Origin of the sequence: Corynebacterium freiburgense, assembly GCF_030408815.1 — a bacterium.
GTDB classification, from domain to species: Bacteria; Actinomycetota; Actinomycetes; order Mycobacteriales; family Mycobacteriaceae; genus Corynebacterium; species Corynebacterium freiburgense.
The window spans coordinates 1,170,306-1,192,957 of record NZ_CP047355.1; the positions used below are offsets into that span (position 1 = coordinate 1,170,306).

Genomic DNA, 22,652 nt, shown 5'->3' on the forward strand with positions numbered 1-22,652 from the left:
CTAACGTGTCCGTAAAAACCGAAATGGACAGGCTTGCGTACAGAAACTAGACTTCAAGCCTTGACATTTATAGGAGAGGAATATTATGCGGGTACTTGCGGCAATGAGCGGCGGTGTTGACTCTGCGGTAGCGGCGGCACGTGCCGTTGCTGCTGGTCATGACGTGGTGGGTGTTCATCTTGCACTCGCCAGAGATCCGCAGGCGGTACGGGAATCTTCCCGCGGTTGCTGCTCTTTAGAGGACTCTGCAGATGCCCGGCGGGTCTGCGATCACCTAGGCATTCCTTTTTATGTTTGGGATTTTTCGGAACGCTTTCAAGCGGACGTGATCGATGACTTTATTTCCTCCTATGAGGCGGGTGAAACTCCGAATCCGTGCCTCCGCTGCAACGAAAAAATCAAGTTTACTGCCTTGCTTGAGCGTGGGATAGCACTTGGATTCGATGCGGTAGCTACCGGGCATTACGCTCGCCTTGTGCAACCAGTTGACGGTGGAGATGGGTACCTTCGGCGTGCTATTGACCCCGATAAAGATCAATCGTATGTTCTAGGTGTTCTTGGGGCCGAGGAAATTTCCCGTTGCATGTTCCCCGTTGGCGATACCCTTAAGCCAGATATTCGTAAAGAGGCGGCAGAACTTGGTTTCTCTGTGGCGTCAAAACCAGATTCTTACGATATTTGCTTTATTCCTGATGGCAATACCCAGGCGTTCCTCGGCCGCCATATAGGTATGCGCCCCGGCATGATTATTGATCAAGATGGCGTTCCACTGCGTGAACACCGGGGCGTACATGAGTTCACAATCGGGCAGCGAAAGGGCTTAGATTTACGGAACCCTGCCGCTGATGGCAGACCTCGCTATGTTACGGATATCGACGCCGCGACCGGCACCGTCACCGTGGGCCCCAGGGAACGCCTTGCGGTATCAACAATTCATGCAGATCGTCTGAAATTCCTCCATCCTGCAATGAATGGTGAGTTCGATTGTATTGTGCAAGTTCGTGCACATGGCGGCATCGTGCCATGTCGTGCGCACGTGCGGGAAAGTGAGATGACGCTAACCCTTGAGCAACCATTATCTGGTGTTGCCCGCGGCCAAGCAGCTGTGCTTTATCTTCCCGATAGTGGTGGTGATATTGTGCTAGGCTCCGGTACGATCTGCGGGACTGAACACTAGTGGTTGCCTTTGGTTTAGGAGACATGCCAGGCGCCGACATTGCGACTGCCGCAGACATAATCTCCGGAGAATGCAGCTTGGTTTTTGTCCCGCAACTCCCAGCTAGGGGAGTTGCTTCTCGCCTTCTTGGTCAAACTTTGGCAATGCTGAAAGACATGCCTATCGACGCCCGTGCCCGCACATGGGTGCTTACCGCTCGGCCACAGCGTTCCACATGGCGAACCTGGGATCGCCTCGAAGCGGATCTGGATACTTGCCAGGCCATTTGGCCTCGGCTGGACGCCCTGAAGTTTCAGGTCTTGGGACCTTGGTCGCTTGCGGCGTCAATAGAACTGTCAAACGGCCATAGAGCTATCACTGATACGGGCGCTCTGCGTGATATTACCGAATCTTTTATCCACGGTATTCAAAATCATTGCGCAGATTTGAGCAGGCGATTTGATTGCCGCCTTGAATTGCAAATCGATGAACCCAAATTGCCAGCACTTGCCCAAGGCACATTACCTGGAGCCACGGATTTTGATGTCCTGCCTGCAATTCCAGAGATCGAACTCGGTCAACGCTTACATCAAGTAGTCGAACGGTTAAGTGAAAACGTAACTATTCGCCTGAATTCCACACAGTATGTTCCACTCTGGCAGGTTGTAAAGACTAGCGGCATTACGGAGTTAAGTATCGCGCCGGGAATGCTGCACACCACGGCGCATTTCGATGGGCTTGGAGATGCAATCGCCCATGGGTGTCGTATTGGACTTGGTATTACCCATGCTGGTGACAGTATTGATACAGCATTGGAGCACCCCAGAGCCAAAGCGCAAGCTGTGGCTAGGTTATGGGACAAACTCGGATTTGATCGCAGTACACTTGCCAAAACAGTAGATATCCACACTAAAAGTAGCCTTGATACTGCTTCACTTATGGACGCTGCGTCTGCATTGCGTATGGCTCGGGTGATCGATGAAATGATTACCCGAGACGCAGGAGACCTATAGGTTTTAACTCATCATTGGCCACGCGGTATTGACGGTGCTGGGATCTTTTCCCTGCCCTTGCAAATACCGCTGGAAACTCGCTTGGCGCTCGTAGTACCAAACTGATTGCCGCTCCATAAGTTCATCGAGTTCCAGTTTGGCCAAATCGGGCCAGAGCTTAATTTGTTTCCAGGCGATTCTGGCGGCAGCCAGCGCATCCGATGTAGCCTCATGGGCATTATCTAAACGCACCCCATAGAATTCAGCGAGGGCGCCGAGGGTTCGGGATCCTTTCCGGTATGGGTCCTTTTGCCGGTCAATAACAAAAGGATCATAGACCGGCCCAGTGACTAGAAAATCACCAGTTAGGCTGCGAAGCACCGAAAGATCATATGCCGCATTAAAGACGATTAAGGTCAATCCATCATCCCAACCACGTTGGATTTGCCGAATAGTTTCTTCTAATACTTCCTGATGCGGTTTACCGTGTGTACGGGCATATTCGGTGGTAATTCCATGTACTTTTGTGGCTTCTTCGGGGATTTCAACCCCAGGATCGGCTAAAAGTTCTTGTGGTTCCACATTCCGACCTTGAATTCGGACCATTGCAGAGGTGACAATACGGGCTTCTTTCGGATTCGCCGAAGTAGTTTCCAGATCGAAGCTGAGCATTGCGGAAGTATCAAAGTTCGCCATGAGTCCTACCTTAGACATCTGGTCGAACCAATGTAGTGTGAATTCGAAACTGCGTTTTTCAAGAAAATTGATGTGTCGATGCGACTGATTAGACTTGGTTCTCATGACTGCTATACCGTCCGACCTTCGCCGCCAATGGGATGACCTTGCCAAGCAAATCCGCCGCCACAATGATCTTTATTATAACCATGAGCCTATTATTTCCAACGAAGAATTTGATGCACTGTTTCAGCAGCTCAAAGACTTAGAAGCAGCTCACCCGGAATTAGCAGTCCCGGATAGCCCAACCATGGAAGTTGGCGCGCCTCCCGCGGCGTCGTCAAGCTTTGCAAATGTTGAACACCTTGAGCGAATGCTTAGCCTCGACAATGTTTTTGATGATGCTGAGCTTTCGGAATGGATTGCCCGCACACCCGCGACACACTATATAACCGAACTGAAAATCGATGGTCTTTCCCTCGACCTGGTGTATCAAAATGGCAAACTCACACGTGCCGCAACGCGTGGCGACGGCCGCGTTGGTGAAGATGTCACCGAAAACGCACGGGTTATCACAGGGCTGCCGCATAACCTTAAAGAAAATTCCCAATACCCGGTTCCGGCACTACTTGAGGTCCGCGGTGAAGTATATATTTCAATAGAAGATTTTGGCGATGTAAATGCTCGCCGCATCGAAGAAGGGGGCAAACCATTTGCAAACCCTCGAAATGCGGCCGCAGGATCATTACGCCAAAAAAACGTTGAAGACGTTCGCAAACGGAAACTCCGCATAATCTGCCATGGCATTGGCGCATCCGAAGGTTTTTCACCTGAAAGCCTGTCTGAAGCATATAAAGCCCTTAAAGCTTGGGGGCTTCCAGTATCTGATGCCGTAAAAGTAGTGACCACTGCAAAAGAAATCAAAAAACAGGTTGCATACTGGGAAACTAACCGACATGCCCCCGAACATGAAATGGATGGCTTGGTTATTAAGGTCGATTACCTGTCCGAACAACGCGCACTCGGAGCCACCTCACGAGCACCACGTTGGGCAATCGCCTACAAATACCCGCCAGAAGAAGTAACCACCAAACTTCTAGACATTCGAGTCCAAGTAGGTCGCACCGGACGCGTTACCCCGCAGGCTGTTATGGAACCCGTGTTCCTCGCCGGATCAACCGTCGCAATGGCCACACTCCACAACCCCACCGAGGTGAAACGCAAAGGCGTACTCATTGGCGATACCGTAGTGATCCGCAAAGCTGGCGAAATCATCCCAGAAGTCCTCGGCCCAGTAGTGGAACTCCGGGACGGAACCGAACGTGAATATATATTCCCCGAACTATGTCCAGAATGTGGTACAAAACTCGCCCCGGCCAAAGAAGGTGATGTTGACTGGCGATGCAGCAATACCCAATCCTGTCCTGGGCAACTCAAACGACGCATCGCACACCTTGCAGGGCGCGGCGCCTTTGATATCGAAGCCCTCGGTGAAAAAGGAGCCGCCGACCTCATCGAATCCGGGATCCTCACGGATGAATCCGAACTATTCCAACTCGATGAAACAGCTTTACTGAAATCCAATGTGTATACAACAAAGGCCGGCAAAGTAAATGCAAACGGTAAAAAGTTCCTGAAAAACTTGGAAGCTTCAAAAACCGTAGAACTTTGGCGTGTGCTTGTTGGGTTATCTATCCGACATGTAGGCCGCGACGCCTCCCAAGCGCTCACTCAACGATACAACTCGCTCGACGCCATGCGTGCTGCAACTGTTGAAGAACTCGCCGAAACCGACGGAGTAGGCAGCATTATTGCCCAATCATTCAAAGATTGGTTTGAAATTGATTGGCACCGCAATATCGTTGACCAATGGGCTGCAGCAGGCGTCCGAATGGTCGACGACGAAAAGGAAGCAATAGAACAAACACTCGCGGGAAAAACGATAGTGGTAACCGGATCTCTGGAAGGCTTTACCCGCGATTCTGCAAAAGAAGCAATTGTAGCCCGTGGTGGCAAAGCCTCTGGTTCCGTATCTAAAAAGACCGACTATGTAGTGGCTGGAGAAAAAGCTGGCTCGAAGGAAACAAAAGCCCGAGAACTCGGACTCACTATTCTCGACGAAGTCGGATTTATAAAACTCCTAGAAACCGGCGAGGTTTAATACAAAAAATACACCCCGGCAAGTTTGCGGAATTGTTTACTCTTTGCCGGGGATTTTGCGTGATAAAGCTAGGTGTTTTTCGGTGGGGCAGTGCTTTCTCGGATCACCAGTTCGGTTGGGATGACAATATGCCGGCTTCCATCGCGGGGTCCGCCGGCAAGTTGTTCGGCAATAAGGTCGATCATTGCCTCACCTGCGCGGTGGAAATTTTGGCGAATAGTGGTAAGGGGAGGGAACGAATATTCGCCAAGGGGAAGACCATCGAATCCGATAACTGAGACGTCATCAGGGACCTTGCGGCCTTGCTCATGCATAGCTCGAATAAACCCAAGTGCAACTTCGTCATTAGCGCAAAAGACAGCGGTTACCTCAGGATTTTGTGCTAATTTCAAGCCTGCTTGGTAGCCGTCAATGGGGTTCCAACCGCCAGGGATTGGTTCGGGTGGTCGAATGCCCGATTCTTCTAATCTGCGGTGCCAGGCAGCAAGGCGAATCGCCGCAGACTGTGAATCTGCTGGTCCTGTTATGTGGTGAACCGTTTTGTGCCCGAGTTCAAGAAGGTGTGTAATGGCGTCTCGAACACCTTGAATTTGATCGGCCGAGGCGGAGGGGTAGTAGCCAACGAGGGCGGAATCTGAGGAGGCAACGGGCAGTCCAGTGGGTAGCCCGAGATGCTGGAACGTTGCCTTGCCGGATTGGACGATTATAAGGGCGTCGATAGGTTGTTGGGAAAGTCGCATAAGTGCATCGTGCACTTCGTCGGCTTCGGGATGCTTGACCTGGGAAACAATGACGGCGTAGCCCAGTTTACTTGCGGCTTGAAGTACACCACTCGTGGTATATGACTCGCCTGTGCGTTCTATTTGTTGGGTTAGGACGCCAATAAGTTTTAGGGATCCGCTACGAAGCGCACGGGCGGCATGGTTTGGGGAGTAGCCCAATTGTTGCATGGCTTGAAGTACTTTGGCCTTTGTTTCCGGACGAACCTTGTCGGAACCGCGTGAAACCCGTGAAACGGTTTGCGGTGAAACTCCCGCGAGCCGCGCGACGTCGTCAATTGATGCCGCTCTAGTCCGGCCCTTCGCTTTGCCCATGTCACGACGATACCAAAGGCACCGACGCCGGCGTGTGGGCGCCCAGCGGGCTTAGTGGGCAATGAAATGTTTCCCAAATTACGGCGCTTTCACACGATCGGGGGTGCACTATTTATGTTAACGCCGCCATTTTTCGGGATTTTTGTGCTAAATACGCAATAAAGCAGGAAATTAAACGAAAAAACCCTCCAAAAACCAGAAAAATCGAGTTATAATGTTAACGTCGCCATTACGAAGGCAGGCAGTTAACTACATATTCTCTGACTGTCTTTGGTTCGCCCCTTCCGTTCGTTCCGTTTTCGGTCCGTTCGTTTCAAGATTGGAATGACTTCGATGTTTGTTCCCCGCCACTATGAGAATCTGTCAGTCCTCCATGAGAACACTCTGCCGCCGCGCGCTTACTATATTCCAAGCTCCGGAATTACTTTCGATCCACTGGATCGCGGGAAGTCAGATCGCTTTCAATCATTGAACGGAACTTGGGGCTTCCGCTACTACACATCTGTATATGATGTGCCGCCTTTTTGGAATGCCAATAACTTGCCAGAGTTCGGCGAAATACAGGTTCCTGGAACATGGCAATTCCAAGGATACGACGCACACCAATATACAAATGTTCGATATCCGATTCCCTTGGATCCGCCGTATGTCCCTCAAGATAATCCTGCCGGTGCATATATTAAGGAATTCGAATACAAAATTGATTCCAATGCTCCAGCCTGCACTTTGGTGTTTGAGGGAATCGATTCTTGTTTCTATGTTTGGCTTAATGGAACCTACATTGGTTACAGTCAGGTATCTCACGCGACCGCGGAGTTCGACATTACATCGGCGCTGGTCAATGGAACTAATCAGCTTTCGGTATTGGTATTAAAGTGGTGCGATGGAACATATCTGGAAGACCAGGATAAATTCCGAACTTCCGGGATTTTCCGGGAAGTTTACTTATTGCAGCGCCCCAAGTCAGTGCTGTTTGATTACTTTCTTACCACCACATTGCAGGATAACAAGGCATTAGTCGAGGTACGGGGAAAATACAATAATGAGTATGTAGACACCGTATTAGAAATCTCCGATCATAGTGGGAATATTATTTCGAAAGCGGTGCTAGATTCGCTTGCGGATGATCCTAATTTTTCGCACAAAGCAACGCTTACTATTAAGGATCCTCACCTATGGAATGCTGAAGATCCTTACCTTTACAACCTCAAAATAACCTGCCCGCAAGAATCCATTTATGAGCGAATCGGTATTCGAGAAGTGCTTGTCGACGGCGCGGTGCTTAAAGTTAATGGCAAACCTGTAACATTGCGCGGCGTCAATAGGCATGACTCAGATCCAATCACCGGACCAGCGGTTGGTATTGAACATATGCGGCGTGATCTGCATATGATGCATAAGGCGAATATAAATGCGGTGCGGACAGCGCATTATCCGAGTGATCCTCGCTTCTATCAAATGTGCGATGAGTATGGCTTTTATGTGATGTCCGAAGCAGATAATGAAAGCCACGGAACGCAAACCCAATTCCTAAAAGACGATTCGTGGCCAAATGTGGTCGAACAATGGAATAAGCGGATTGCCAACAATCCTGAGTGGATCCAGCCAACTATGGACCGAGTTGAGCTGTGCATACAACGGGAAAAGAATCGCCCAAGCGTGATTTCGTGGTCAGCAGGGAATGAATGTGCGTACGGGAAGACCTTTGAAATTGCATTGCAATGGATAAAACAATTTGACCCAACACGAGTAACTCACTATGAATCTGCATTTTACCGGTCACAAGACCGCCGTTACGATTACTCCAATATTGACCTGTATTCACGGATGTACCCCTCACTTATTGAAATACAGGAGTATTTAAATTCCGAGCCCGATAAGCCATTTATTCTAGTTGAGTATTGCCACGCCATGGGAAATGGACCTGGTGACTTAGAGGAATACTGGGATCTTATTGTTAATGAACCTCGTATGTGCGGTGGCTTTGTATGGGAATGGTGCGACCATGCCGTAGCTAATGGTACTGATGCGCAAGGAAATCCACGCTATTTGTATGGCGGCGACCACGGCGAAACAGTCCATGACGGAAACTTCTGCGTCGATGGTTTGGTAAGCCCTGATCGGGTGCCGCATCAAGGTTTACGCGAACTTTGGAATGTGCAGCGCCCGGCTCGAGTGGTTTCTATTGATCAAAAAGCAAACACAATTACGCTGCGCAATGAACTCGATTTCCTGGATTTTGCATCATATGCCGATATCGAATTTGGGCTTTCCATCGATGGTGAAGTGGTTGATTCTGGAAAACTTACGCTAACGCAACCACTACATCCACATAAGACTACGACAATCGAATTACCCGAATCTGTGCGCGAGGTAGCTCAGCAGCAAGGACGCTGTTTTATTACGCTAACCTACCGCCGCAAACATAATGGACCGCTAGCTTCAGCAGGTGAGGAGCTTGGTTTCGATGAGATTGAGATCCCTACTGCGCAGCCGTGCAATAAGTATGTCCAGCGCTTGCTTGAAAATACTCCCACAACGAACCATATTGAGGTGGCAGAGGGGCCCGCGCACATTACAGTAAGCGGTAAAAACTTTGCCTACGAATTCGACATTCGAACAGGTCTTTGGTCGCGAGCTAGTGCGAGTGGCCGCGAGGTATTTACGCGTCCATGTGAAATAAATATTTGGCGGGCGCCTACTGATAATGATCGCCATGCAGAGGTGCAGTGGCGTCGTGCTCGCTACCATCAAGCCACAACCCGTGCGTATTCTTGTTCGGTTTCAACCATTGAAAATGGGGTTATTGTTCACGCCCAAGCAGCATTGGTAGCACCAACAATTCAACCGATTATGCGCCTTGATATTGCTTGGACTATTCACAATGATGGTGCGATTGATGTAAATATCATTGGCCATCGCAATATTGATTTTCCCTATCTGCCGCGGTTTGGTATGAGGTTTTTTCTGCCTCAGGAAGTGCAAACAGTGCGCTACTTCGGGCTTGGCCCGTTCGAAAACTACATTGATAAGCGACGTTCCTGCAGGCACGCGTGGTATTCCTCAAAAGTTAGTTCGCTTTCCGAACTGTATACACGCCCGCAGGAAAGTGGTTCGCGCAGCGATTGCGACGTCGTAACGCTACAAGGGGAACAGCAATCAATCACCATTGCTAGCACCTCACCGTTTTCCTTCAATGTTTCCGCGTACACGCAGGAAGAACTCACCAAACAACACCACGATTTTGAGCTGGAACCGAGCGGTTCAACCGTTGTCTGTGTCGATGCCGCAATGTCAGGCATCGGGTCGAACAGTTGTGGTCCCGAACTGTTGGAACGCTACCGAGTGAACGATCCCAAACTCGCAATGCGTCTGCGACTGCTGATCGAGAGCGTCGACGCAATATAACCCTCATTTCAACCCTTCAATCCACCACGCCTTTCTCACAGAGAGGAGACCAACAATGAGTACAGAAGCCACCGAAAGGAAGTACCTGAAGTGGTACAACAAAGTGGGCTACGGTAGCGGCGACATCGCCGGAAATGTTGTCTATGCCTTCCTTTCGGCCTTCGTCATGATTTACCTCACCGATACCATGGGGATGCAGGCTGGCGTCGTTGCCACGCTCATGATGTTGTCACGTTTCTTCGATGGATTTTCCGACTTTATATTCGGATTCCTTCTTGATAAAACGCAGACCAGAATGGGCAAGGCACGCCCATGGATGTTTGGGGCATTTTTCGGTTGCGCGGCGATGATCGTCGCTGTTTTCGCAATCCCACCAAGTCTTGGCATGACCGCAAAATATGTGTGGTTCTTTATTGCATATACCCTGCTGAATTCAGTGTTTTACACTGCGAACAACATTGCGTATTCCGCGTTAACAGCGTTGATTACCAAGAACACTAACGAGCGTGTGCAGATGGGTTCGATCCGTTTTGTATTCGCGTTCGGTACGAGCCTGGCAATTCAAGCAGTGACGGTGCAAGCGGTCCAGTTCATGGGAGGCGGTGCAGAAGGCTGGCGAACGGTCGCAATTATTTACGCCTTAATAGGTCTCATCGCAAACTCTCTTTCGGCGTATTCCGTGCGTGAACTCTCCCCGGAGGAACTTGCCGAGGGGAAGAAGAAAGACGAAGAAAAACTACCCATTTCACAGGCACTGCGGCTAGTGCTCAAAAACAAATATTTCATGATTGTGGTGGTGATGTTTATCACCATGCAGCTATATGGCGCGCTCACCGGCATGGGTATTTACTTCATGACGTACGTCCTTGGGAACCCGGACCTTCTCGGGCCGTTCGCATCTGCGATCAATATTCCGCAAATGATTGCGTTGATTGTGTTGCCGTTTATCGTCGCTCGCGTTGGCAACATGTATAACGTGAACTTGGTCGGCTACATTGTTGCGATCATTGCCCGTATCGGCGTTATTGTTGCAGGTTATATGGCTAACGTTCCACTCATGTTGGTGTTTACAGCAATCGCTGCACTCAGTATTGCACCACTGCAAGGAACACTCACTGCACTTATCGCAGAAGCAAGTGAACATACATTCTTGAAATCGGGCAAGCGTATTGATGGCCTCATGTTCTCCTGCACATCGTTAGGAACCAAACTTGGCGGTGGTTTAGGCACCGCAATGACCGGATGGCTGCTCGACGCCTCAGGGTACATCAGTTCTACTACCGGAGGCGGTGAGACCGTGGCACAACCCGATTCGGTCATTGCGATGCTTCACGTAACCTACCTCTGGTTACCGGCAATAGCCTGCGTAATTATTGGATTCCTCGCATTCAAACTTGACGTGGAAAAACAAAACGATATCTTACGAGCAACCCTGGAAACACCAAAAGAAGGGGCCGTCCCAGCAAAATAATCAAAGCCCCGCACGCCCAACCAAAACAGGGATCACCCATGGGCGTGTGGTTTATTTTTCTTTGTCAAGTGTCCCATTAATTTGTTCGAACAAAATAGATTATGTGACATTTTAATTACAACTGTCACATAAGCCCCTTTAGCCCCAAAAACTTTGAGCTCACACGATGGTTAAATCCGGCGGTGTCGCCAAAAACACCGTCTTGTGTGCAATTGGTGTAAAAAGCGTCACCGAACGGCTTCTGGGGCCATAATTTTGTCGCCAAACACACCAATTGGGCACAAGATGGTGTATTAAACGACAATCCCCAGGTAACCAGTCGTCCACTAGATTTCTAGGTTATGTGTGAAGCATTGCATTTGGCTTTGAAAAGCTGCGAGTTATTGTCTGGCATGGGGTTTTAAAGAGATTGCGTACAAGGGGGTTGAAAAAGATTTGCATTTACCTTCGGGGTGGCTGGTTAAGGTGTGGTTATTTTGGGCTTGGGTTCGCAAGGGGCTAAAAGGCAAAGAGGAATCTAAGTGTTTTCTGTGATATGGGTGATATATCATAAAGCGTGCAAGAAATCTCCTATCGCGAATCTGAAATTCGTTTTGTCAAGCGCGTGTTTCATACATTTGTTCGGTTTGTTCGGTTACAGTAGCGGAAGAAATACTGGAGACAATTGGATTTAATTTCAAGGAGTAGCTATGCACCAGAAGATCCCGCTACCTGGGGTGATATTTGCTGTACTTATGGTGTTGCTTAATCTCATGGGGTTATATGATTTTGCCATGTCGCTTGGATTGCATGAAGGTTATTTCTCTTCCCAAGGATATGGCAATGAGGCCACAGAATTCTTCCGTGGTTTTCCGTTTTTATTTACCGCTTTGTGGTTTATTTCCCTGGTCAGTGGGATAGTTGCGCCCGTGCTCTTTTTAATGAAAAGTAAATTCATGGAACTCATGGCGTTTCTTGCAATGACTTCCTATGGGCTTTTTATATTATTAACCACCTTGTTCCGGGGGCGAATTGCCGCACTAGGGTTTATTGGGTTTGTAATTGATGTGTCACTTTTAGCACTGCTTGTCTTATTTTATTTGTATAGCAGGCAAATGAATAGGAAATTACAGGGTGCTGCGAACCATTCGCGGGGTTTGGGGGAGTACGCACATTCATATGAACACACATACTAAAAAACGTGGGCCGCGCTCATTGTATGGCAGCTTATGTATGCTTAACAGCGCCACTATTAAGCATCTATTATTTGGAACTTGCAGTGGTCTAGCATCATAGTTGCTTAAGGTGCATAAAGTTGCCGCTGGCAGTATCTGGTAGTAGTTAAAAGATACTGGCAGCGGCGAAGGTGGTTTATTCAGGATGCAACTAGAAGCCTTTTAGGATGCTGCCTCGTACTTCAAACCACTTCAGGGTGTCAGAGATCCCTTCAGCAATTGTGTGTTTTGCTTCCCAGCCTAAGAGTTCTTTTGCCCGGGTGCTTCGGGTGTATACGCCAGCCGCGTCACCTGGGCGTGGTGGGGCGTCGACAGTTTCTAGGGTTTCGCCGGTCACGGCGTCGAAAGCTGCAACCAGTTCGCGTACCGTTGTGCCTTGACCTGTGCCGAGGTTGATTGGTAGGTAGTGTTGCTCGCCAAGCACTTCATCAAATTTTTCTAGTGCCTTGACGTGTGCTTCGGCCAGGTCCCAAACGTGAATATAGTCGCGAATGCCAGAGCCGTCGCGTGTTGGCCAATCTACACCGGTGATATTGAAGGGTGTTCCAGTTTCGCGGGCCTCAATCAATTTGCCGAGTGCGTGGGAAGGTGATTTGAGTTGGAGACCGGTGCGCATCTGGGGGTCGGCGCCGATGGGATTGAAGTAGCGCAGGGAAATAATATGTAGATCAGTTGCGGATGCTACATCGGACATCATGCCTTCAAGTACTGCTTTAGTACGGGCATAGGGGCTCATGGGGTCGAAGGGGCAGTCTTCGTCTACGGTGAAATCCTCGGTAAGGGCGTAGATTGATGCGGATCCGGAAAACAGCATGCGGTGACAGCCGCGCTCATTAAGGTAATCCATAAGCTCAAGGGTTTTGGAAACATTATTTCGGTAGTAGTTAATGGGGTCGGTTACCGAATCTGGAACAACAATCAGTGCGGCACAGTGCAGAACGGCATCGATATCGGGATGCTCATCAAACACTTTGTCGAGGAGTGTGCGGTCGGCAAAATCACCTTCATAGGTGGTCCGACCTTCGGTAAATTCGCGGCGACCGGTGCTGAAATTGTCAATAATAACGGCGTCATGCCCATTATCTAAAAGTCGAGAAATAACGGTGCTGCCAATAAAGCCAGCCCCACCTGTAACAAGAACCTTCATAAGGTTATCCTTTGCACTGATTATTGGATTCAAACAATTCTGATATTACTCACAGTCAGTGCAAAATGTGGAGAGGCTGCTAATTTAATATCGAGCCAATGATCGTCCCCACATCGCCAAGGTGTTCTACTTCGCTGGCAAGGAAATCTGGGCCGCCGGGTCGTCCAATAACTAAAACAAGTGAGGTTCCATCGATGGGGGTCGCGGCCAGCGCGGAGTCTAACATTGCCCAACCTGGTGGAACCCAAGGATCGTGTTCCGGGGTTAATACGCATGCGGATTCGATATGGATTGCGGGTGAGGATCCATCGTCGGCAGGAGCTGCAGGAGAGGCAGCCACACGGGTTGATCCATCTGCAACATCGAGGACAATGCCCCAACCAGAAGTCATTGTTCGAGGAATCACAGCAACCAGTTCCTCCATTGCGCGGCATACGTCACGCCGGTGGGTGGCCACAGCGGCGAGCATTTCAATTTGCCCACGGCGATCAATAGTTCCAGTAAAGGGGCGGATGGAATCCACTTCAACACCGGGAAGCTGTTGAGCAGCGGTAATAAGACTATCGGGGAGTTTGGTTTTAGGGAGTGTTACTACAATGTCATCAATAACGGTTCCGTCAGGGAAATTATGTACTACATCCACGGATTGAATATTGCCTTCCACCATGCCAAAGGCGTCTGCTAACTGACCGAGACTGCCAGGTACGTCTGGAAGAACAACGCGGATCAGGTAGGACATAGTAGAGTACGCTCCTTGGGGGCTTTGCCGAACTCGGTGAAACTACTTTCATGATTTTGAACGCATTACAAATAAGAATAGTTCCCAATCACATTTTTTATGTGAATTACACGAGGTCATTTCATTATTTGCGGCATCTGATTGGTGTTTCATTATGGCCCAATTACCGAGCAAGGCAGGGCAGTGCGTTAAGCTGATGGAATTGTAGAACCCCCACATGAACAGAAGGACACAACCGTGCCGGAAATTTCGCGCGATGAGGTTGCTCACCTTGCACGACTAGCCCGTTTGGCGCTTACGGATGACGAGCTGGATCAATTTGCGGAGCAGATTGACGGGATTATCGCCAATGTAAGCGCTGTTGGCCAAGTTGCTGCTGAGGGTGTTGAGCCAATGAGCCATCCACACTCTATTCGCACAACTATGCGTGAAGATATTGTGGAGAAAACACTCACACCTGAGCAAGCGCTAGATCAAGCACCAGAAGTTGCTGAACAGCGATTTGTTGTACCACAGATTTTGGGGGAGTGACCAATGGATAAATATATTGTCGGTGCTGCTGGGGCCCATGAGCTTACTAAGCTCACTGCGGCGGAATTGGCTGCGAAAATTCATTCGCGTGAAGTTTCTTCGGTTGAGGTCACACAGGCTCACCTTGATCGCATCACTGATATTGACCAGGATATTCATGCATTTTTGCACGTCGGTGCTGATGCAGCATTGGCGGCGGCCCGGGACGTCGATACGCGTTTAGCTGCAGGTGAGCAACCACAATCGCCACTGGCAGGTGTGCCTTTGGCCCTCAAAGATGTGTTCACTACTATCGACGCCCCGACCACCTGCGCCTCCAAAATCCTTGAGGGTTATATGGCGCCCTATGATGCAACGGTAACGCGAAAGATTCGCGAAGCCGGTATCCCTATCCTTGGCAAAACAAATATGGATGAATTTGCTATGGGTTCATCCACCGAAAACTCTGCCTATGGACCGACGCACAATCCTTGGGATTTGGAACGCACAGCCGGTGGTTCTGGTGGTGGTTCGTCGGCGGCATTGGCGTCTGGGCAAGCCCCACTGGCCATTGGTACGGATACTGGTGGTTCGATTCGCCAGCCAGCAGCGCTAACCAATACGGTCGGCGTAAAGCCAACATATGGCACGGTTTCCCGTTATGGTTTGGTTGCGTGCGCCTCTTCCTTGGACCAAGGTGGGCCGACGGCGCGCACCGTGCTTGATACCGCATTGCTACATGAGGTTATTGCTGGTCATGATCGTTTCGACGCCACGAGCGTTGATCGTCCAGTAGCGCCTGTGGTGGCTGCGGCTCAGGAAGGTGCCAACGGCGATTTACGGGGTGTCCGCGTTGGTGTGGTCAAGCAATTTGATCGTGATGGCTACCAGCCTGGTGTCTTGGAGCAATTCCATAAGGCGGTTGCCCAATTAGAATCGCAAGGCGCTGAAGTTGTAGAGGTAGACTGCCCACATTTTGATGATGCGCTTGCAGCATACTATCTAATCTTGCCTTGCGAAGTTTCCTCCAATTTGGCTCGATTTGATGGTATGCGCTACGGGCTGCGCGTGGGTGATGACGGTTCGAAATCTGCCGATGAAGTAATGGCCCTTACCCGTGCTGCTGGTTTCGGCCCCGAAGTAAAACGCCGCATTATTCTTGGCACATACGCACTATCTGTTGGTTACTATGACGCCTACTACCTGCAGGCACAGCGGGTTCGTACGCTCATCGCACAAGATTTTGCCGCAGCCTATGAGCGTTGTGATGTGCTTATTTCCCCAACCACACCGACAACCGCCTTTAAGCTCGGCGAGAAAATCTCCGACCCATTGGCAATGTACAATTTTGACCTTTGCACCTTGCCACTCAATCTTGCAGGCCTGTGCGGCATGTCATTACCAGCAGGTCTTGCCCCTGATACGGGTCTCCCAGTTGGACTCCAAATCATGGCGCCTGCATTTGCCGACGACCGCCTCTACAAGGTGGGTGCGGCCTTTGAGGCTGGGCAATAATTAAGCCCAAAAATACACATGGGGACTAGACAATACTTTTCTAGTCCCCATTTTTAATGCGTAAAAATTATGATAAGTGAGCGATTTGGTCAATTGGTACGAATGCTAAAGCTTGGGCAAAAACACTATAGATTGCCAGTGGAATAAGGTCGGTAATAACCTGCAAACCAAAATTCAAACCACCGGGAGTGACTACTTGGGTGGAACCAAAGATTCCGGTGTTTATAAGGTCAGTACTTGATGGCACTGCTACGCCGACTGGTTCTGCGGTTATAGGAGTAGCAGTGGCTGTACCGGCTGCATACAATGAACCCCCGATTACGCCACCGAACACTGCGGTGATATTTCGAAACATAAAATTCCTTTCCATTATGCAAAGAAGTATTGCCATCGATGATGCTGGTCCAAAACGTCTGACCAAAAGAGCAAACGCACAAATCTATATCGTATTGTGTGCTGCAGAAGCTCGAAAAACAATTTGAAAATCAATACCAGTATGCAGCCTTAGCTGTGAGTATATACAGTGCGAAGTATGAGCATCACTGTAAAAGCACTCCAAAAGCAAGGTCCAGATTCTCCATTTGAAGTAGTGGAAATACCACGGCGGGAACCCCGCCCCGATGACGTTGTGATTGATATCAAGGCTGCCGGAATTTGCCATAGTGATATTCACACCATTCGAAATGAATGGGGTGAAGCACATTTTCCACTTACGGTAGGCCATGAAATCGCTGGTGTAGTTTCCCAAGTGGGTAGTTCGGTTACAGCTTGGAAGGTTGGCGATCGAGTTGGAGTCGGGTGTTTAGTAAACTCCTGTGGTACCTGCGAACAGTGTCGCCTAGGGGAAGAACAAAACTGTTTACGTGGGCCGGTAGGCACATATAACTCAGAAGATGTCGATGGCACAATTACGCAAGGGGGCTATAGTCAAAAGATCGTGGTCAACGAGCGTTTTGTATGCCGCATTCCGGATGAGTTGGATTTTGATAAGGCTGCGCCATTGTTATGTGCTGGAATTACAACGTATTCTCCGATTGCACGATGGAAGGTAACGCCGGAATCAAAGGTCGCTGTACTGGGCCTTGGTGGTCTAGGTCATATGGGCGTTCAGATCGCAGCAGCTTTGGGTGCAGAGGTGACGGTGTTGTCACGCTCATTGGCAAAAGCTGAATCCGCAGCCAAACTTGGTGCAAAGCGGACACTAGCAACAACAGCAGAGGGATTTTTTAATGAACACCGCGGTGAATTTGATCTGATTATTAATACGGTGAGTGCCAATATTGATGTTGATCGTTATTTGCGGCTTTTAAAGCCACATGGCGTAATGGCAGTTGTGGGGTTACCGCCAGAGCGCCAAAAGCTTTCCTTTGGCAGTCTGATTATGGGTGGAAAAGTACTCACAGGCTCAAATATTGGCGGTATCAGAGAAACCCAGGAAATGCTTGATTTTTGCGCTAAACATGGCATCGGTGCTGTTATTGAGAAAATTGGTGTGCATGAAGTTGATGCAGCATATGATCGGGTAGTAGCCGGTGATGTGCAATTCCGATTTGTTATCGACACTGCAACATTCGAATAAGCGTTAGGAACGCCCCACCGGTAGCAAATATTCTACTTTTGGGGGTGGTGTGGGGCTAGGGCTTTATAGCCTCGTAGACTACGAACCGTGTTTGAAAGCATTGAAGAACTTAAAAAAGCTCTGCAAGACCCGGAATTCGATGTACTGCATCGGTTGATTGATGAGATTGCTCAAATAGCCCGACCATGTGCAGTCTTTCGGCCAGCCTATGTAGACTCTTCAGATCCGACAATTCCATTAGGTGCCAGCCGGATTGGGGGAAATCCAGATATTCCCAAAGGGTTCATTTGGCCACTAAATTCCTCAGGCACTCCACTTTCTTTTTTCCTGCAAATAAATCTTGCTGATATACAAGGATTGCAAATAGACAGTCTCCCAGAAAGTGATCCTTTACGGTTACTCCCCACAACAGGTTTGTTATTGCTCTTTGTAGGCTCAGATTCTTCAGCGCTTAACATGCCTCATCGACTTATTCTCATTCCAGAAGGTGCATCACTGGAGCGAACGCAACCTCCACTAGAAGCAGCCATTCCCTCATTCATTGAAGAGTTTGGAAAGAACTCTCCGCTAAACAATGGGGTACCGCTAATAGCTGAAATTGGCTGGGACATCCCTCATTGGAGTAGCGAAATCTATGATCAAATCTTTGAAAAATACGAAGACCTAGATGAATATGACGAGATCCTAGATACCTACGAAGAATTCGATGAGGCTTTTGGGGCAATTAACGAATTTATACGTATTGGCGGATGGCATGCGGGTATTGGGCAGTATCCTGCCGAAGATGCCGTTAAGTATGCACAACATGATGGTGCCGGATCGGATATTAGCCAATGGAAAAACTTGCTTTTGGTAAATAGCTACGACGAGTTTCATTTGTGCTTCTGGGATGCTGGCTATTTGCAACTTTTAGCTCATAACAATGACGCTGAGTTCCGACATACCTATCTTGGGGTTGAAACAAGCTAGCAAAGGTATTTATTCTCCATGTTTGCAACAAAACAAGCTCTCATTAGCGCACTTAAGCAATTGAATAATGGCGTTTTACTGCCCTATATCAATGATCTGAGTGGGTTTATAAAACCTTGCATTTGGTACACGCCTGTTATGGATGAAGATATCCAGACGCCGCCTCGGTCCAGCAAGTTCGCCGGTGTGCCTGATATTTGGCGCGGATTTGCATGGCCAAAAGATTCTCGTGGTGAATCGTTATCTTTTATTGCGCAAATTTCAATGGAAGACTGGTCGAAACACGTATTTAGGCAATGGGATTTAGTAGCACCAAACTCAAGCCATATTTTGATTTTTACTGGGGACGATGAACACGCCAGAAATATTGAGCATCAAGTAGTTTGTGTGCCAGCAAGTGAAGATGTAAAACCTGCCACGTTGCCCTACGAACCAGATCTTCTTACGTTCGAAGAAGGTGTACCAATTATTCCGCATTTCGGTTTTGATTTGCCAACAAGTTCACTGGATGCGGTGAATACTCTTTTTGCCAAAGATAATGCAGCCTATGAGGCATATAGTGATTTTCAGCAATCGCTAGCCCCAAAAAACATTATCGCAAGAGTTGGCGGAAACCTGGATTTTTGGATCCATAATCCAGCGGCCGATATTGATCCGGAAGCCCCAGAAAACTGGGAACACGTATTCTCTCTTTATTCAAATGAGCAGCTAGATATTGAAATTTGGGATCGTGGCACGTTTATGGTTCTAACCGATACCACGAAACCAGAATTATCTAGAACGTATGCTTCAATTGAGAGCCTTTAGATGGGGAATACTTAAACCACAGCTTGGGTCTTGGGTGGCGCGGACGTCGGTAAGCAATATCTACGCCCGCACCACAGTGACACTTAAGTTCCCTTCACATTCATAACCTGGCGAAGCTTGTGCTTAATCTCCACCAATTCTTCGGAATCGGCCATGACCTGGTCAATATCCTTGTATGCGTCAGGAATTTCATCAACCCAAGCTTCGCCTGGGCGATACACAATGCCCTCCATACGGTTGGCAAGATCGTCCACAGTAAAGCGGCGCCGAGCCTCACTGCGAGAGTAACGACGCCCCGCCCCATGCGGTGCTGAATTAAGTGCAGGGGCAAATCCTTTCCCCTCAACAACATATGATGCCGTACCCATTGATCCTGGAATAAGCGCCTTTGTGCCTTTATCTGCACGGATTGCGCCTTTCCGAGTTAACCAAACATTTTTGCCAAAGTGCTGTTCCTTCACCGTGTAGTTATGGTGGCAGTTAATGCGTTCGATTTCCTCAACTGGTGTGCCCATAAATGCGGACAAGCAGCGAGAAAAACGGTCCATCATCTCTTCACGATTTAAAAACGCAAAGTGCTGTGCCCAATGAAGATCCCGAATATAGGCATCAAATTCTGGCGTTCCCTCAACGAAATACGCGAGATCGGCATTTGGAATTGGAATCCACCATTTTACCATTTGTTTCTGCGCAATCTCAATATGCTTGCGGGCAATCTTATTGCCAACACCACGGGAACCAGAATGTAGAAACATCCACACTGCGTCGGTTTCATCGAGACATAATTCAATGAAGTGATTACCGCCACCTAAGGAGCCAAGCTGCTGGCGCCATTTAGGTGAGTGGGATAAATCAACATTGTTTTCTTTGGCAAGGGCATCGAGCTCACGGCAGCGTTCATCCGCAGAAGGCTCCAATTGCCAGTGATTGTAATTACCTGGCGAAAGCGGAATCGAACGTTCAATTGCATTGCGGAGTTTGATCAGATCCTTGTTTTCCAAATCAGCAGCCGTAAATTGTGTTCGCACACCGATCATTCCGCAACCGATATCCACACCAACCGCAGCTGGAATCACTGCACCTTCAGTGCCAAATACTGTGCCCACCGAGGAACCTAAACCAGTATGAGCATCGGGCATGAGTGCAACGTGAGGATACACAAATGGGAGTTTCGCGGTGGCTCGTGCCTGTTCAACAGTAGAATCTTCCACCTCAGAGGCGAAAACATGAACCTTCGGATTATGCTTGGCAATTTCCGCAATGCGGGACGCGGGATTAGCGCGTCGGTTTCGAGCCATGGGTTTCCCCTGTCCTTTCAAAACAAAACGGAGGCGGGGGAGGCGCAGGTTTCTCACAAAAAACCGCCCCCGCCAGAAAACTGACTGTGAGGCGTCCTGCGGCTTTGAGCTCGTAAAGTCTGTGCTAATTCAAAACAAGCACGCAGGACAGGTGAATACGTTCATCACTGCGTTGTCGCAGCGAATTGGGATTACGCAACATTTACCCTGTCCTTTCTTGTGCAAGTATTTTTCACTGACCGAAATCATTCCTATCAGACCAACAATGCGGCCTACAAGAATGTTTATGTCGTAGTGATCATAATGAGTGCTTGAAAATGCAGTGGCAAAAAGCTTTCTGAACAGGTATTTTCCGGAAGCGTTCGTAGCGGAAATTCTAACCCAAATTTGGGGGTGGAAACTGAACTCGCCCCCGAAAAATTAGGCGGGTTTCCTGCTCTAGGCTGCTTGGGAGTGGTGTTGGTTTTAGAGCGCTGCGGTTTAAGCTGTGGGCTGGAACTGTGGGCTGGAACTGTGGGCTGGAACTGTGGGCTGGGACTGTGGGCTGGGAGCATTGGGGCAGGCGTGGAAGGTCTTGGGGAAGACTTTAGGAAAGTCTGGAACAAGCATGGGAAGGCCTAGACTGGCCTGGGAAAGGTTCAGGCCGGCAGATTTGTGTTGTGGACTCCTGGTCTTGTGGTGCGAGCTGGGAAAATGTTCTGGTGGGTTGTGGATGATGTGAAATCTGCCTGGTTTTCGGGGCGGGTTGGCTGGAAATCCAGGGTTTCCCGAGCCTTCGAGCCGCTTTCCCGGGTGTTTAATAGGCGCGCCCTATCAAACTAGTGATGTTTTCATGCTGACTGTCGCAGATTCCATAAAATCGCCTGAAAAAATGGAATTTGTGACAGCAACCAACATTGCGCACAATCGTTGAACTGGGGTTTGTCGCAGATTCCATAAAAACAGCGAAAAAAATGGAATCTGTGACAGGTTCCCTACCTATCGTGTCACAAATTCCATAAAAACAGCCGAAAAAATGGAATCTGTGACAACACGCCCAACCAGCACCCAAGAAGGACCAACCAGCACCCGAAAGGACCGACCAGCACCCGAAAAGACCAACCAGCTTTCATCCAGAGCCAAGCAAATCCCAGGTCACCGAACGTACACAACCAAATCCCAACCCCAATAACCCCACGGGCCTCACATAGAAAACCCACCTAGAGAAAACCCACATAGAGAACCAGTCGCAAAGCCCACAAAAACTCCCCACATTGAAAAGCCCGTCAAAGAACTCAATAAACGGGGGAGCAGTTCAAAACCGATCAGTATGAATGATCAGTATGTATCTGAAAGCGCGTATGCAGCGCCAGCAACACCGGCAGTGACAGTAAGTACTGCCGGCCATGCGCCAATTTTCTTCGCTAGGGGGTGTGAAAGGCCGAACGCAGATACGTATGCGGTGGTGAGGCCGAGTGCGAGTGGAAGTCCCCCTTTTGCATACCAACTACGGGCTGCCCAAATGCCAGCGGCACCAAGGATCACGCCACCGATTGGGCGAACTCCAGTTTCACGGGCGGTTAACCAGCCGCCGATGAGGCCAGTTGCAACGACAGCGGATGTTTGAACTTCGGAAGCATTTTTGAAGGCTGTATTCATGCTTATAAAGCTACCTTGAATTGCTAAATTTTGGGTTTTTGAACTTTTGCTGGGTTACAATTCAAACTGTCAGTGAGCCGGTCAAGGGAATTTCGGTGAAAGTCCGAAACTGGCGCGCAGCGGTGATTGGGTACTACCCCCAAGGTGTGCAAATATGCGCACATGCCACTGGTCGGATACGGCTGGGAAGGTGCTTGGGGGTTGGGATGATCCAACGAGTCCGAAAACCTGCCGGCTCATCGCTGAGTTTTGCTATTTCCGCGTCCGAGATAGCAGGGC

At 49.2% G+C, this 22,652-nt stretch carries 18 protein-coding genes and 1 riboswitch; of the genes, 11 read left to right on the plus strand and 7 right to left on the minus strand.

Annotated elements, in window-relative coordinates; all coding sequences use genetic code 11:
• Positions 1 to 85 precede the first annotated feature (85 nt).
• Positions 86 to 1,177: a tRNA 2-thiouridine(34) synthase MnmA gene (gene mnmA, locus CFREI_RS05315; RefSeq protein ID WP_027013263.1), complete on the plus strand. Its 1,092-nt coding sequence runs from the start codon at positions 86 to 88 to the stop codon at positions 1,175 to 1,177.
• A 23-nt stretch (positions 1,178 to 1,200) separates the two neighbouring features.
• On the plus strand, positions 1,201 to 2,169 hold the full coding sequence (locus tag CFREI_RS05320; RefSeq protein WP_051256065.1) for a uroporphyrinogen decarboxylase/cobalamine-independent methonine synthase family protein: 969 nt from the start codon (positions 1,201 to 1,203) through the stop codon (positions 2,167 to 2,169).
• Between the two features lie 3 nt (positions 2,170 to 2,172).
• On the opposite strand, the gene CFREI_RS05325 is transcribed toward CFREI_RS05320, so the two are convergent.
• Positions 2,173 to 2,844 carry a 3'-5' exonuclease gene (locus CFREI_RS05325; protein WP_027013261.1) on the minus strand — a complete coding sequence of 224 codons (672 nt, stop codon included), beginning with the start codon at positions 2,842 to 2,844 and terminating at the stop codon, positions 2,173 to 2,175.
• A 103-nt stretch (positions 2,845 to 2,947) separates the two neighbouring features.
• Here CFREI_RS05325 and ligA point away from each other — a divergent pair, with 103 nt between their 5' ends.
• Positions 2,948 to 4,984: an NAD-dependent DNA ligase LigA gene (gene ligA / locus CFREI_RS05330; RefSeq protein WP_027013260.1), complete on the plus strand. Its 2,037-nt coding sequence runs from the start codon at positions 2,948 to 2,950 to the stop codon at positions 4,982 to 4,984.
• A gap of 68 nt (positions 4,985 to 5,052) precedes the next feature.
• Here ligA and CFREI_RS05335 read toward each other — a convergent pair whose 3' ends face one another.
• Positions 5,053 to 6,078, minus strand: coding sequence for a LacI family DNA-binding transcriptional regulator (locus CFREI_RS05335; protein ID WP_051256064.1), 1,026 nt, complete (start codon positions 6,076 to 6,078; stop codon positions 5,053 to 5,055).
• A gap of 333 nt (positions 6,079 to 6,411) precedes the next feature.
• Between CFREI_RS05335 and CFREI_RS05340 the strand changes: the two genes are divergently transcribed.
• The 3 genes from CFREI_RS05340 to CFREI_RS05350 all read left to right on the plus strand — a co-directional run bounded on the left by CFREI_RS05340 (position 6,412) and on the right by CFREI_RS05350 (position 12,132).
• Positions 6,412 to 9,486, plus strand: a complete 3,075-nt coding sequence (locus CFREI_RS05340; RefSeq protein WP_027013258.1) for a glycoside hydrolase family 2 TIM barrel-domain containing protein — start codon at positions 6,412 to 6,414, stop codon at positions 9,484 to 9,486.
• A 55-nt stretch (positions 9,487 to 9,541) separates the two neighbouring features.
• Positions 9,542 to 10,957 carry an MFS transporter gene (locus CFREI_RS05345; RefSeq protein WP_290246134.1) on the plus strand — a complete coding sequence of 472 codons (1,416 nt, stop codon included), beginning with the start codon at positions 9,542 to 9,544 and terminating at the stop codon, positions 10,955 to 10,957.
• A 689-nt stretch (positions 10,958 to 11,646) separates the two neighbouring features.
• Positions 11,647 to 12,132 (plus strand): hypothetical protein, encoded by a 486-nt coding sequence (locus CFREI_RS05350; protein WP_027011462.1) that lies wholly within the window; start codon positions 11,647 to 11,649, stop codon positions 12,130 to 12,132.
• Between the two features lie 190 nt (positions 12,133 to 12,322).
• Here the strand turns inward: CFREI_RS05350 and galE are convergent, their stop codons facing one another.
• Both galE and CFREI_RS05360 read right to left on the minus strand, forming a co-directional pair.
• The gene (gene galE, locus CFREI_RS05355; protein WP_027011463.1) at positions 12,323 to 13,318 is read right to left on the minus strand and encodes a UDP-glucose 4-epimerase GalE; all 996 of its coding nucleotides are present in this window, start codon (positions 13,316 to 13,318) and stop codon (positions 12,323 to 12,325) included.
• Between the two features lie 79 nt (positions 13,319 to 13,397).
• Complete coding sequence (locus CFREI_RS05360) at positions 13,398 to 14,057, minus strand: ACT domain-containing protein (RefSeq protein ID WP_027011464.1); 660 nt, start codon at positions 14,055 to 14,057, stop codon at positions 13,398 to 13,400.
• A gap of 237 nt (positions 14,058 to 14,294) precedes the next feature.
• Here CFREI_RS05360 and gatC point away from each other — a divergent pair, with 237 nt between their 5' ends.
• Complete coding sequence (gene gatC, locus CFREI_RS05365) at positions 14,295 to 14,588, plus strand: Asp-tRNA(Asn)/Glu-tRNA(Gln) amidotransferase subunit GatC (RefSeq protein ID WP_027011465.1); 294 nt, start codon at positions 14,295 to 14,297, stop codon at positions 14,586 to 14,588.
• Positions 14,589 to 14,591: 3 nt separating this feature from the next.
• On the plus strand, positions 14,592 to 16,082 hold the full coding sequence (gene gatA, locus CFREI_RS05370; protein ID WP_027011466.1) for an Asp-tRNA(Asn)/Glu-tRNA(Gln) amidotransferase subunit GatA: 1,491 nt from the start codon (positions 14,592 to 14,594) through the stop codon (positions 16,080 to 16,082).
• Positions 16,083 to 16,149: 67 nt separating this feature from the next.
• Here gatA and CFREI_RS05375 read toward each other — a convergent pair whose 3' ends face one another.
• The gene (locus tag CFREI_RS05375) at positions 16,150 to 16,437 is read right to left on the minus strand and encodes a hypothetical protein (RefSeq protein WP_027011467.1); all 288 of its coding nucleotides are present in this window, start codon (positions 16,435 to 16,437) and stop codon (positions 16,150 to 16,152) included.
• A 177-nt stretch (positions 16,438 to 16,614) separates the two neighbouring features.
• On the opposite strand from CFREI_RS05375, the gene CFREI_RS05380 reads away from it, so the two are divergent.
• The 3 genes from CFREI_RS05380 to CFREI_RS05390 all read left to right on the plus strand — a co-directional run bounded on the left by CFREI_RS05380 (position 16,615) and on the right by CFREI_RS05390 (position 19,437).
• Positions 16,615 to 17,661 (plus strand): NAD(P)-dependent alcohol dehydrogenase, encoded by a 1,047-nt coding sequence (locus tag CFREI_RS05380; protein ID WP_027011468.1) that lies wholly within the window; start codon positions 16,615 to 16,617, stop codon positions 17,659 to 17,661.
• Positions 17,662 to 17,748: 87 nt separating this feature from the next.
• The gene (locus CFREI_RS05385) at positions 17,749 to 18,630 is read left to right on the plus strand and encodes a DUF1963 domain-containing protein (RefSeq protein ID WP_027011469.1); all 882 of its coding nucleotides are present in this window, start codon (positions 17,749 to 17,751) and stop codon (positions 18,628 to 18,630) included.
• An 18-nt stretch (positions 18,631 to 18,648) separates the two neighbouring features.
• Positions 18,649 to 19,437 (plus strand): DUF1963 domain-containing protein, encoded by a 789-nt coding sequence (locus tag CFREI_RS05390; RefSeq protein ID WP_027011470.1) that lies wholly within the window; start codon positions 18,649 to 18,651, stop codon positions 19,435 to 19,437.
• Positions 19,438 to 19,520: 83 nt separating this feature from the next.
• On the opposite strand, the gene CFREI_RS05395 is transcribed toward CFREI_RS05390, so the two are convergent.
• Entirely contained in the window at positions 19,521 to 20,735 is a 1,215-nt protein-coding gene (locus CFREI_RS05395; RefSeq protein WP_027011471.1) for an RtcB family protein, read from the minus strand.
• 1,317 nt (positions 20,736 to 22,052) lie between these two features.
• Entirely contained in the window at positions 22,053 to 22,373 is a 321-nt protein-coding gene (locus tag CFREI_RS05400) for a hypothetical protein (RefSeq protein ID WP_027013416.1), read from the minus strand.
• A gap of 61 nt (positions 22,374 to 22,434) precedes the next feature.
• A riboswitch (cobalamin riboswitch) is annotated at positions 22,435 to 22,623 on the plus strand.
• Positions 22,624 to 22,652: the final 29 nt, after the last annotated feature.